Genomic DNA, 13,372 nt, shown 5'->3' with positions numbered 1-13,372 from the left:
TCAACAGTAAGGAAGAAACATGTTTATTCCCTCTTGCAAAGAGGTTGTGCTTGTCGTTGCGCTATCGACAAGTGCCACGGTGATAGCCGCCCCTTTAAATATTGAACGTGCAGTAGAGCTAGCGCTTAGTAGCGATCCCTCTGAGAATTTATATGCTCAGCGACAACAACAAATTTCTGCCATGGGTGTGCAGAGTGGTCAGCTAAAGGACCCTATGATCAGGTTAGGTCTCGCGAACCTACCCACTGATAGCTTCAAATTTGACCAAGACCCTATGACTCAGCTGAGTGTTGGGCTTGCCCAAGAGTTTAGCCGAGGCAATACCCGTGAGCTAAGCGGCCAGCGTTACCAAATATTGGAGCAGCAAACTGGCTATCAAGCTGCTGAGCGTCGCTTGGAACTTAGCCAGCAAATCCGACAAATGTGGTTAAGTGTGCGTTTCGCTAATACGGCACAACATCTTTTAGCCGAAAATAAGCAATTGTTCGCTCGCAATGTTGAGCACGTGCGTGGCCAGTTCGAATTGGGCTACAAGCAAAGCCAAGACTTGTTCCAAGCAGAGCTACAACTAAGTAAGTTTGATGAGCAGATCGCGGCCTTTTCCCAGCAAGAACAAGCCTATCGAGGACAGCTAGCAACGTGGCTTGGCGCTCAGGCTTATCAACCATTTGATAGCGCACTTCCGCAATGGGATGCCACCGCTAATTATGTAGAGCAAGCCGATACCGAACACTACACACTGCTTTCGCAGCATCCTCTGGTGTTGGTGAAACAAGCCGCCATTGACGAGGCTGAAAAACAAATCGAAATCGCAAATGAGGCCTACAAGCCCGCCTTTAAAGTCGAAGTTGGATATGGCCATCGAAACAGTCGTGATATGGATGGTAGTGCTCGTCCCGATTTGGTTTCTGGTTTTTTGTCTATGGACGTCCCATTGTTTACCGATAAACGTCAAGACCAGGCGGTCATTTCAGCGACACGTGGCAAGGGTGTGAAGCAAGCAGAACGCGACCTACTGCTAAAAAACATGAATGGTAGGCTCAATGGTCAGGTTGCACAGGTACAAAATCTTAACCTGCGCTTAGCTCGCTATCAGCAAACTTTGTTGCCACAAGCCAAAGCCAATACCCAAGCCGCTATCCAAGGGTATCAATCTAATACAGTGAGCTTTGATCTAGTGGTCAAGGCTTTCATGGATGAAACCGCCTTACAGCTGGAATTTGAACAGCTGCAAACCCAGCAATACCAATCCCTTGCTCAAGTTCGTTATTTTCAGGCCCTGTAGGAGTAGAACCGAATGAATAAATTTGTATTAAGCAGTCTATTTCTAGCCCTTGGCTTGGGTGGAGGTTACTTCGCAAATGACTTGATGCAGCAACAGCATAGCGCCGATAGCCACACTGGTTATAGCGCATCGGGAGAAGCTGAGCCGCTGTACTGGGTAGCGCCAATGGACCCTAACTATCGCCGTGACAAGCCGGGCAAATCTCCTATGGGGATGGATCTCGTTCCCGTTTTTGAGGAAAACCAATCTGCTAGCCAGCCCGGCTTAGTCACCATCGATCCGAGTGTTGAGAATAACCTTGGTGTTAGAATTTCTAAGGTTGAGCTGAACAGTTTCGCCACGGCCATTGAAACCGTGGGCACACTAAACCTGAACGAGAATACCCAGTGGCAACTTAATAGCAGGGTTGCAGGTTGGGTTGAAAAGCTGGCGGTAAAAGCAGAGGGCGAGCGTGTTGATGCAGGCCAATACCTTATGTCTATTTACTCTCCGGAGTTGGTTAAGGCCCAAGATGACTTACTCAATGCCCTGAACATGGGTAATAAGCGTTTGATTGACTCAGCTAAGACTCGGCTCAATGTATTGGGTATGTCTGATCAGCAAGTTAAGCGTGTGACTAAGCAACGTCGTAGCGAACAGTTAGTCGAACTATATGCACCAAGCTCAGCATATATCGCCAAGCTTGGTGTTAGGGAAGGCGCTTATATTACCCCCGCTACCACGCTAGTTGATGCTGGAGCCTTGGATAGCATTTGGTTGATCGGTGAATTATTTGAGTCACAAGCAGGCTTAGTGGCGCAGGGGGACCGAGTAGAAATGCGTGTAGACAGCTACCCCGGACAAACCTGGCAAGGTGAAATTGACTACATCTACCCCAATCTTGATCCGCTTACTCGCACCCTGCGTGTTCGCATGGAGTTTGCCAATGACGACGAGCGGCTCAAACCCAATATGTATGCTCGAGTCAGAGTTTCCTCAGCACAAGCGAGCCAAGTATTAACCATTCCTAGCGAAGCGGTGATTAGAGGCGGCCGCTTTGATCGCGTAGTAATGAAACGAGGCGCAGGAAAGTATCAAAGCGTACGAGTTGAAGTAGGTCGCGAAAGCCAGGGGCAAGTGGAAATACTTGATGGCTTGATGAGTGGTGACACTATCGTGACCAGTGCCCAATTTATGTTGGATTCTGAATCTAGCTTGAGCGCTGATTTCAGTCGCATTGGCCCCCCAGATCGGCATACCGAGTCGGTAGTGGCAAGTGGTGTGGTAATCGCGGTAAAAGACGGCGCCCTAACTATTGCCCATGAACCCGTACCCGAATGGGAATGGCCAGGTATGGTGATGGACTTTCCATTGAAACAGACTGAAATTACCGAGCAGATCGTGCCGGGAAGAGAGCTCAAATTTACCATTAACAAGCAAGACAATCAGTTTCCTATATCCAAGCTTGTTCCTGGCGACTTGAATCCTGATGCATTGAAGCAATCAGCGATGGGTCATGACCACAGCAGTATGGATCACAGCTCCATGGACCACTCTCAAATGGACCACGGCAGTGTGGATCACAGCACCATGGACCACTCTCAAATGGAACATGGCATTATGGATCACAGCACGATGGACCACTCTCAAATGGACCACGGCAATATGGAACACAGCACGATGGACCACTCTCAAATGGATCACAGCGACATGGACCATTCACAGATGGGGCATCGTCCACAGCAAAATGCGGATATCGATACAAGCACCTTAGTGGATGAAGATTTGGATTGGCTGGATTTAGATGATGAAGAGGGAGAGCAGTAATGATCCCTAGTATTATTCGTTGGTCGATACACAATCGTTTTTTAGTCTTGGTCTCGACGCTCGCTATTTTGGTCTACGGTGGTTTCGCCATCAAAAATACGCCCGTCGACGCTATCCCGGACTTGTCAGATGTGCAGGTTATCATTAAGACCTCGTATCCAGGCCAAGCCCCACAGGTGGTTGAAGATCAGGTTACCTATCCCTTGACCACCGCCATGTTATCAGTACCGGGTGCGCAGACCGTGCGTGGCTACTCCTTCTTTGGTGACTCCTATGTCTACATCATTTTTGAAGATGGTACCGATATTTACTGGGCACGTTCGCGGGTACTGGAGTACTTATCGCAAGTCGCACCTAATTTACCGACAGCAGCAAAGCCAGCGCTAGGGCCTGATGCTACTGGGGTTGGCTGGGTATTTAGCTATGCCTTGGTCGATCGTACCGGTCAGCATGACCTTAGTCAGTTACGCAGCATTCAGGACTGGTTCTTAAAATACGAGCTGCAAACGGTTGCTGGTGTCAGTGAGGTAGCAACGGTCGGTGGAATGGTGAAGCAGTACCAGATAAGTATCGATCCCGATCGCTTGCGTGCCTACCAATTGAGCCTGCCGCAGCTAAAGAATGCGATTTCCCAAGGGAATCAAGAGACCGGGGCCAGCGTGATTGAAATGGGTGAAGCCGAGTACATGGTACGCAGTAGCGGTTACATCAGCTCGGTCGAAGACTTGCAACAACTACCATTAAAGCTCAACCCACAAGGTACCCCCTTACTACTGGGCGATGTTGCCGATATTCAAGTCGGGCCACAAATGCGCCGAGGGCTATCGGAGCTTGATGGCGAGGGCGAAGTGGTTGGCGGCGTAGTGGTAATGCGCTACGGGGAAAATGCTCAGCAGGTGATCGCCGCAGTCAAAGACAAGCTGGATAGTTTGAGCGCGTCACTGCCCGATGGGGTAGAAATTGTCACCACTTATGACCGCTCTGGCTTGATTGAACGAGCAGTAGAAAACCTCAAAGACAAATTGATTGAAGAGTTTGTTGTAGTGGTTTTAGTGTGTGCGGCCTTCCTGTTCCACATCCGTAGCTCACTGGTGGTATTGGTTAGCTTGCCCGTGGGGATCATTATCGCCTTCATCGTGATGAGTTGGCAGGGCATCAACGCCAACATCATGTCGTTGGGAGGCATCGCCATCGCCATTGGCGCGATGGTCGATGGAGCCATCGTAATGATTGAAAACGTACACAAGCACATGGAGAAAACCGAGCTTACGGATGCTAACCGGTGGGATGTGATTGGCAAAGCGGCTTCAGAGGTGGGGCCTGCATTGTTCTTCTCGTTGTTGATCATTACCTTCAGCTTCGTACCAGTCTTTGCCTTGCACGGCCAAGAAGGCAAGATGTTCTCGCCCTTGGCCTACACCAAGACTTATGCCATGGCAGCAGCAGCTGGCTTGGCAATCACGCTAGTGCCAGTGCTTATGGGGTACTTTATTCGTGGCAAAGTGATTGCCGAGCATAAGAACCCATTAAACAGGCTGCTCATAGCCAGCTATAAGCCATTACTCAATCTCAGCTTAAAAGCGCCAGTACTGGTATTGCTTATCGCTGTCGGTCTTATCGGTGTGGGCTTATACCCGGTCAACAAGATTGGTAGTGAGTTTATCCCGCCATTAGACGAAGGTGACTTGATGTACATGCCAACCACTTATCCTGGGATTAGTATTGGCAAGGCGCGAGAAGTCTTACAACAGACCAATAAGCTGATCAAGACAGTGCCAGAAGTAGAAAGGGTATGGGGCAAAGTAGGTCGTGCCGAAACGGCCACCGACCCTGCACCTCTCACCATGATCGAAACCTTCATCACGCTTAAGCCTCGAGAACAATGGCGAGAAGGGATGTCCACCGACAAACTGCGCCAAGAGCTTGATAACTTGGTGAACTTCCCTGGATTAACCAATGCCTGGGTAATGCCGATTAAAACCCGTATCGATATGCTTGCGACTGGGATCAAAACGCCTATTGGCATCAAAATATCAGGGGAAGACCTCAGTGTAATAGAAACCATTGGTAAAGATATCGAGGAAATCCTTGGCCAAGTTCCTGGCACCGCCTCTGCATACGCTGAGCGTGTTGCTGGTGGACGCTATGTAAAAGTAGATATCGACCGGATCGCAACTGCTCGCTATGCCCTCAACATCGCCGATGTGCAAGCCGTCGTTTCTACAGCAATTGGCGGGATGAATGTGTCTGAGACAGTGGAAGGCTTAGAGCGCTACCCGATCAACTTACGCTATCCGCAGCGTTACCGCGACAGTGTAGAACAACTAAAACTACTTCCCGTGGTAACGCCAAGCGGACTGCGATTGACCCTTGGTGATGTGGCAGCGGTTTACGTTGAAGACGGGCCCCCAATGATTAAGACCGAAAATGCACGCCCTAATGGCTGGATCTTCGTTGATATTGAAGGCCGTGACTTAGGTAGCTACGTACAAGATGCTAAGCAGTACGTGCAAGAGCATCTAATTCTGCCAGCGGGTTATTCAGTCAGTTGGTCAGGGCAATATGAATACATGGAACGCGCAGAAGCCACCTTGAAAGTGGTGGTACCGGCAACGCTCGCCATCATCATGTTGCTGTTGTACATGGCCTTTAGGCGAGTGGGTGAAGTGCTACTAATCCTAGGCACCTTGCCCTTAGCGATGATTGGCGGCGTTTGGCTCATGTACCTATTGGGTTACAACTTCTCCATCGCCGTCGGCGTGGGTTTCATCGCTCTAGCGGGGGTAGCTGTAGAAATTGGCGTCATCATGCTGATTTACCTTAATCAATCACTTGAAGAGGCCTTGTCCAAAAACAGCATTATTACCAAGCAACAATTACGCATAGCCATTGTTGAAGGCGCTGGTTTGCGCGTACGACCGGTGATGATGACCGTAGCCACGGTGATCATAGGCCTGATTCCGATTATGTATGGTGAAGGCACCGGCTCCGAAGTTATGCAAAGAATTGCTGCACCGATGATCGGCGGTATGGCCTCAGCGGTGGTATTAACCCTGCTAGTGCTGCCCTCAGTTTATTACTTATGGAAGCGCGTATCTCTGCGCAAACTAATTAACGAATAACAATTAAGGAATATTTATTATGAAAAAACTAGCTTCAATACTTGCCGCATCAGCGCTGGCACTAGTGAGTGTTACCGCCAATGCTCACAGTGAACACTGCAAAGATACCGAGCTAGGCTCGGTGATGAAAGACATGAAGTCTGAACTTAAAGCCTACGTTGATGCATTCAAAGGTGATGATCAAACAGCTATGCAGCAACATGCAGCACAACTAATTATTAATGCTAAAGAAGCCAAGCAACTGATCCCTCTGAAATTGCAAGATAGCGAACATCACATGGCTGAACATGATGATCATATGGCAGAGATGGCTAACGTAGACCACTCAGATATGAACCATTCAAGTATGGATCACAGTAACATGCCAGATATGGAAGGTATGGACCACAATACCCATATGGCACATATGAGCTATATGAAAGGTATAGATGAACTGTTGGTGTTATTTGGCCAACTACAACAAGTTGAAGACAAGAAACTCGTCAAAAACACCCTAATCGAAGTGAAGAAGCACAGCAAACGAAGCCATAAGAAATTCCGTATGAGTTGTGACAAATAGCTATTAATTGGCCGTCATAAATTGGCGGCCTCGCTAAACTCCTAGTGCGCCTAAAACAAAGAGTGAGAGGGTGATGATGAGTGCTAAACAAAAAGTTTTGGTGTGGGACAGGTTTATTCGTTTTTATCACTGGCTGCAATTAGCTCTGCTAGTCGGCTTGTGGTTAAGTATGAAGTACGATGAAGTTGATTTGCACATGCAGCTAGGTTTGGCACTCTTGGCTTTGCTTCTGGTTCGATTCATCTGGGGTTACTTTGGTAGTGAAACCGCGCTGTTTAAGTCACTACAGCTTCACCCTAAAGGTGCACTCGATGAACTCAAACAAGAATTGGGCGGCAAAGAAAGCATACATACAGGGCACTCTTACCTTGGTTCTTATATGGTGCTGGCTTTATGGGTATTGCTGTTAATACAACTTCTATCAGGTTTGTTTAATTCTGATGACATTCTCTCTGATGGACCCTTATATGCCTATGTGGACGAACAATACTACGAATGGTTTAAAGCCCTCCATTCAAATAACGTCGATTACTTATTTGCGCTTATCGCAATTCACATACTGGCGATTGGATACTTTTGCTTAAGGAAGCGTGGTTACTTGAGTGCTATGTTCAGTGGTTATAAGAATAAAAATATCGCAAGCAAACCTAACATCAAGCCTGGGCTTTGGCCGATATTGGCAGCTAGTCTGCTGATAGCATTGACCTTAGTTTTCTAAATCGTAAACAACAACTGAATGAAAAGGCCTTGAGCGTGACTCAAATCAGCGGCTTTTTTGATCTAACTTATCATATAGATAAATTGAGTTTGCAAGAATAAGAGTGAGAACAGTTACTATTTTTTATTAGAATTCTGACTTACAGGGATGGTAAATAAGTTTATGGATCACCAACATCAAGCCGCTTTTGATATTAGCAGCCAAGCTCACCAACACGATTTTTCTCACCACACCAATCAAGGTGAACAGCGTACATTAATTGTATTAACGCTTACTGCCATTACCATGGTAATTGAGATTGTTGCTGGAACTTGGTTTGGCTCCATGGCTTTGCTTGCTGATGGATGGCACATGGGGACTCACGTTGCTGCATTCGCGATAACTATCTTCGTTTATCGATACGCTCGCAAGCACGTAAACAACCCCAAGTTCAGCTTTGGTACCGGAAAAGTCAGCTCGCTTGGAGGTTTTGCCAGTGCAATTGCTTTAGCTGTAGTTTCTCTTCTCATGATAATCGAGTCGATCACTCGCTTCTTCGAACCACAAGCGATTGCCTTTAATCAAGCGATTTTAGTTGCTGTTATTGGCTTGTTAGTTAACTTAGTAAGTGCTTGGATTCTCAAAGATGATCACCATCATCACCATGACGAAGAACACAGCCACTCTCACCAAGATCACAATCTACGCGCAGCATATATGCACGTACTAGCCGACGCACTAACATCATTACTCGCTATATTCGCGCTACTCGCTGGCAAATACGCAGGGCTTAATTGGTTAGACCCAGTAATGGGTATTGTGGGAGCTCTAGTTATAAGTAAATGGGCTTGGGGCTTAATATCATTAACAAGTAGTCACTTACTCGACCAACAGTGTCAAACCACCGAGAATCGTGTGCGTGAAGCTTTGAAAGACGAAGAGATAGAAATCACAGATTTACATGTTTGGCACCTTGGAGAGAAGTCACTTAGCGCTGTAATCTCAATACGTAGCGAAGCACCTCGTTCGTTGATAGCCTATAAGCAGCTGTTACAACATATTCCCAAGCTGAGACATGTAAGTATCGAAGTTCATAAGTAGTACTCAAAGTTTTACTTTAAAAAAAGCCATAGAGTCGCTTATTTTAACCGAGTGCTAACTCGTTATTGTCTAAAAACGTGCTAGCAGTTATCGTGCTGGCACGCTCTCGACAAGAATGAGATAGACCATAGATACGCAATAGCAAATTTAAAGCGAAACGCCAATTAAATACCAACACAAACACTTTACTTACACACTTAAATTAATAGCCTGATATGTTTTAATGATTTCAATTTCTCGCGGGGGGGGGGGCGAGAAAATGAAAATTAACGCAGCATAACCACGCCTTTTGAAACCATGATGCCAACATGATTTAACGGTGTTATTGAGTTCATACTTGTAACTAGACTTATTGGCTCGTGTCAGACAAATCAGATTTATCAAACTTTACTATACCAATCATCCAAGTAGAACAAAGTAGTTACACAATGCTGGTTAGATAACTGCCTCAATAGCTCGCGCAAACAACTTCTTAGGTTCAATACCAAAGCTTGTTTAACAAAATCACCATTAGCCTCTGCTGTAGGTCCACAAACAGAACATTTCAGCTATTGCACCGTTTAGCGGATGAGGCTTCATAACTTCATTGCGGATTCACCTTTCGCTAGCAAATTGGAAGGTATAGCCAGAGTTAACAAAAATTTTGTCTGCAACGTGATTATCGAATCCATTAACCCATTCACGCGCTAAAAGCCGAGCGTCTGCATTTTTGCTAACACAAGTCTTCGTGAGGCAAAAGCATAATGAGCTTAGGCTGTTGGAATTCTCCGTACCAAAAGAAAGTCGTAATTGTCCCCTAAGGCCGATAAGAGCGATATCTCCATTCTTCGATGAATATAGTATCGGTTATCGACGTCTCTCCACCTAGATAAAGTCGCTTTCACTATTGATAGTTTTAGTACTTACATCTTGCTTGTTTCACTTAAAGGTTGTTTTCTGCGAATGAAGCAAGCCTCGAACGAACAACCCCATCGAGATAGACATTGGCACTACCATCAAACTCTTTAAACCTCTCGATGATGTAAGCTAGGCCAGAAGTTACCGGAGATAAATAATTACTATCTATTTGAGCTAGATTTCCGGAAATCACAAGCTTAGTGCCCTCGCCACAACGGGTAATAAGAGTTTTTAGCTGTGAAGCCGTTAAGTTCTGAGCTTCATCCACAAGTACAAACGCCCCAGTAATTGATCGTCCACGCATAAAATTTAGCGATTTAAACTGAAGGTTCGCCTTATCAACTATGTATTGCATCGAGTTTTGTGGTGACACATCATTTTTATGGAGGACCTCAAGAGTATCCGTAACCGCACCGAGCCAAGGCAGCATCTTCTCTTCTTCAGTTCCTGGAAGGAAACCTATAGACTCAGCTATTTCTGGTGTACTTCTAGTTACAATTATTTTCCCGAATAAGCCTTTCTCTATAGTCATTTCCAAAGCCGCGGCGAGGGCGAGAAATGTTTTCCCTGACCCAGCAGGACCACTAAGCACAACCAAATCGATATCTGGATCGAGCAAGCAGTCTAGAGCCATTCCTTGGTAAATATTCTTGGGGTGGACTCCCCAAGCGTGCTTTGCCATTAAGCGCTCGAACCCTATATCCAACAAATCTGTAGACTCTTCATGCGTCGCTAACACTCGCCCAGCAAAACTCTCGGTGTCATCAATTACATACTGGTTTATATATGACTGTCCTAAAATACTGGCATCAATCGTGTGAATCGTATCGCGGCCCTCTGTAGTACTTTCGCAATCTTGTACTCGCCCCCAAAAGCTCCCCTCTAACTCAATGAACCCTTTTGCGAGTAGAGCGATATCTTCGACAACTTTGTCTCGACGGTAGTCTTCAACATGATTTAAGCCCGCGCCTTTAGCTTTCAGACGCATATTGATGTCTTTTGTAACAAGTACTACTTCGTGAGATGTATACTGATGCTGTAGGAACAATGCACTGTTAATGATGATATTGTCTGGCCCATCCATTGGCATCCACTCAGACCCACTTGTATCTTTGAGTAGTTGATAGTCTGCAAATATAGAAAGGGTTCCTTTTGTTCCCCTGCCCTCATGCTCGATTTCAACTCCTTCTTGCACTTGTTCAGGTGACGCCCCATTTATCAGCTTATCTAGAGCATGGATGGCCAACCTAGCATCTCTTGAGACATCTTTTTTTCGATCTTTAATGTTGTCTAGCTCCTCAAGCACCGTCATTGGAACAACTATTCTGTGCTCTTCAAATGCGTATACAGCTAAAGGGTCATGAAGTAGAACATTTGTATCAAGTACATAAACCTTATTGTTATCACTTTCCTGCAAACTACTCATGCTGCACCTCCTAGTAAAACGTCCAACGACGCTCCTTCACCAGTTTGTTTCTGCACAGAAGTTATTGCGACAATGGTATGTACATTATTATTCCTAAATTCATCCTTGACACCCGTTTTACCACAGCCAGCAGGACCGGTTAGTATCACCAAATCGATACTCGGGTCTAGCAGTGCATCAAAGGCCATCCCTTGATAAATATTTTTGGGGTGAACTCCCCAAGCGTGTTTTGCCATTAAGCGTTCATAGCCAAGATCAAGCAACTCTACTTTTTGCTCATCTTTTTTCAGGACTCTGGCAGCGAAGCTTTCTGTATCATCGATAATGTATTGGTTAACATAACAAGGCCCAACTATTTCAGCGTCCACCACATGATGGGTATCACGTCCCTCTGAGCTGCTATCGCAGTCTTTAACCCGGCCCCAAAAGCTGCCTTCGAATTCAACAAAACCCTTTGCCAGCAAACGTATATCATCAATTAGTTGGTCTGTTCGATAGTCTTCGACCCGCTCTAAACCGGCGCCTTTCGCTTTAAGCCGCATATTGATGTCTTTAGTGACGAGGATGACTTCACGTGGTGCATATTTAGACTGCAAGTATAAAGCGGCGTTAATAATTCGGTTATCCGGCTCGTCATCGGTGAAGGTTTGTAGCTGTTTTTTCAGAGTATGATCAGCGAAGATAGCTACTTTACCGCTAACCTGGTTATCCGCTTCATTCTGTAACTGAATACCGTTAATAATTTGCTCAGGAGAGGCCGAGGCAAAAACATCTTCAAGCGAGCGTATCGCCACTCTAGCGTCACGGCTCACATCTTTTTGTCTGTCTTTAATCCGGTCTAGTTCTTCTAGTACCGTCATTGGAATGACTACATCGTGTTCTTGAAAAGAGTATATTGCGAGGGGTTCGTGCAGCAGCACATTGGTATCGAGAATGAACAGTTTACTTAGGGAATCATTTTCCATATTTGCCCTCCATAGGCCCATGGGTGATCTAAGAATCGTGCAAACGTCAATCTCAAGTTAAAACATCCTGTTCATGTTTACAAACTTTTCAGTGCAAGCACACAACTAGATGAGCAATATTTAAGCAAACATCCAGCGAAGCTATGCGTTAAGTCGCTATGTTTTGTTGGTGTTATTTAATGTAGAGAAAAATAGCCAGCCCCCCTGCTCCTAATTCCTATTAACAAGCAGCGATTTATTTTAGGCATAAAAAAAGGCCTATCCCTTAGGATAGGCTTTCTCTAAATAGGTGCGCAGCATAGCGGCTTTCACTTCAGCCTGAAAAAGCATGCTTACCCATGGCTATCTATGGCTATCAGCTCAGCGTGGTAGCCGGTGACTAAAAGCCGGTGACTAAACCTCAGGCATAAAAAAAGCCTATCCGTTAGGATAGGCTTTCTCTAAATAGGCGCCTGGCAGTGACCTACTTTCACATGGGGAGACCCCACACTATCATCGGCGCAGTTGCGTTTCACTTCTGAGTTCGGCATGGGTTCAGGTGGGTCCACAACGCTATTGCCACCAGGCAAAAACTTGTTGTCTTTAACATTCGAAAAAACTGACAATATCCCACGAGTATAACAAGTACTCTTGGTCATAAAAAATAAGGTATCTATAAGCAACACCACTTGGGTGTTGTATGGTTAAGCCTCACGGGTAATTAGTACAAGTTAGCTCAATGCCTCACAGCACTTACACACCTTGCCTATCAACGTTGTAGTCTCCAACGGCCCTTCAGAGGACTTAAAGTCCTAGTGAGAATTAATCTCAAGGCCTGCTTCCCGCTTAGATGCTTTCAGCGGTTATCAGTTCCGAACGTAGCTACTGGGCAATGCTATTGGCATAACAACCCAAACACCAGCGGTTCGTCCACTCCGGTCCTCTCGTACTAGGAGCAGCTCCTTTCAATTCTCAAACGCCCACGGCAGATAGGGACCGAACTGTCTCACGACGTTCTAAACCCAGCTCGCGTACCACTTTAAATGGCGAACAGCCATACCCTTGGGACCGACTTCAGCCCCAGGATGTGATGAGCCGACATCGAGGTGCCAAACACCGCCGTCGATATGAACTCTTGGGCGGTATCAGCCTGTTATCCCCGGAGTACCTTTTATCCGTTGAGCGATGGCCCTTCCATACAGAACCACCGGATCACTATGACCTACTTTCGTACCTGCTCGACGTGTCTGTCTCGCAGTTAAGCTGGCTTATGCCATTGCACTAACCGTACGATGTCCGACCGTACTTAGCCAACCTTCGTGCTCCTCCGTTACTCTTTGGGAGGAGACCGCCCCAGTCAAACTACCCACCAGACACTGTCCGCAATCCCGATAAGGGACCAACGTTAGAACATCAACACTACAAGGGTGGTATTTCAAGGTCGGCTCCACATCATCTAGCGACAACGCTTCAAAGCCTCCCACCTATCCTACACATGTAGGGTCAATGTTCAGTGTCAAGCTGTAGTAAAGGTT

Annotated in this window: 8 protein-coding genes and 2 rRNA genes (1 of these 10 cut by a window edge); 6 read left to right on the top strand and 4 right to left on the bottom strand. The window is 46.3% G+C overall.

All coding sequences use genetic code 11. From position 1 onward, the window contains the following. Positions 1 to 19: 19 nt before the first annotated feature. From ACVFI8_RS13700 to dmeF, 6 genes are all read left to right on the top strand, one after another. The gene (locus ACVFI8_RS13700) at positions 20 to 1,285 is read left to right on the top strand and encodes a TolC family protein (protein ID WP_457871631.1); all 1,266 of its coding nucleotides are present in this window, start codon (positions 20 to 22) and stop codon (positions 1,283 to 1,285) included. Between the two features lie 12 nt (positions 1,286 to 1,297). Continuing rightward, entirely contained in the window at positions 1,298 to 3,091 is a 1,794-nt protein-coding gene (locus ACVFI8_RS13695) for an efflux RND transporter periplasmic adaptor subunit (RefSeq protein WP_457871630.1), read from the top strand. Then, the gene (locus ACVFI8_RS13690) at positions 3,091 to 6,213 is read left to right on the top strand and encodes an efflux RND transporter permease subunit (RefSeq protein ID WP_329774973.1); all 3,123 of its coding nucleotides are present in this window, start codon (positions 3,091 to 3,093) and stop codon (positions 6,211 to 6,213) included. Before ACVFI8_RS13695 ends, ACVFI8_RS13690 begins: the two co-directional genes overlap by 1 nt. Before the next feature lie 19 nt (positions 6,214 to 6,232). Continuing rightward, the gene (locus ACVFI8_RS13685; RefSeq protein WP_329774974.1) at positions 6,233 to 6,772 is read left to right on the top strand and encodes a copper resistance protein CopA; all 540 of its coding nucleotides are present in this window, start codon (positions 6,233 to 6,235) and stop codon (positions 6,770 to 6,772) included. A gap of 73 nt (positions 6,773 to 6,845) precedes the next feature. Then, positions 6,846 to 7,490, top strand: coding sequence for a cytochrome b/b6 domain-containing protein (locus ACVFI8_RS13680; RefSeq protein WP_329774975.1), 645 nt, complete (start codon positions 6,846 to 6,848; stop codon positions 7,488 to 7,490). Positions 7,491 to 7,652: 162 nt separating this feature from the next. After that, positions 7,653 to 8,570 (top strand): CDF family Co(II)/Ni(II) efflux transporter DmeF, encoded by a 918-nt coding sequence (gene dmeF, locus ACVFI8_RS13675; RefSeq protein WP_329774976.1) that lies wholly within the window; start codon positions 7,653 to 7,655, stop codon positions 8,568 to 8,570. Positions 8,571 to 9,492: 922 nt separating this feature from the next. Here the strand turns inward: dmeF and ACVFI8_RS13670 are convergent. From ACVFI8_RS13670 to ACVFI8_RS13655, 4 genes are all read right to left on the bottom strand, one after another. Further along, positions 9,493 to 10,893, bottom strand: coding sequence for a PhoH family protein (locus ACVFI8_RS13670; protein ID WP_457871629.1), 1,401 nt, complete (start codon positions 10,891 to 10,893; stop codon positions 9,493 to 9,495). Then, the gene (locus tag ACVFI8_RS13665; protein ID WP_457871628.1) at positions 10,890 to 11,858 is read right to left on the bottom strand and encodes a PIN domain-containing protein; all 969 of its coding nucleotides are present in this window, start codon (positions 11,856 to 11,858) and stop codon (positions 10,890 to 10,892) included. The genes ACVFI8_RS13670 and ACVFI8_RS13665 overlap by 4 nt, the downstream gene beginning before the upstream one ends. Before the next feature lie 450 nt (positions 11,859 to 12,308). After that, positions 12,309 to 12,424: ribosomal RNA gene (rrf, locus tag ACVFI8_RS13660) — 5S ribosomal RNA — on the bottom strand. A 113-nt stretch (positions 12,425 to 12,537) separates the two neighbouring features. Then, positions 12,538 to 13,372 (bottom strand): 23S ribosomal RNA (locus tag ACVFI8_RS13655); it runs 2,054 nt beyond the window's last position.

The organism is Agarivorans sp. MS3-6, assembly GCF_054112545.1.
This window is presented reverse-complemented; position numbering and strand designations above follow the sequence as displayed.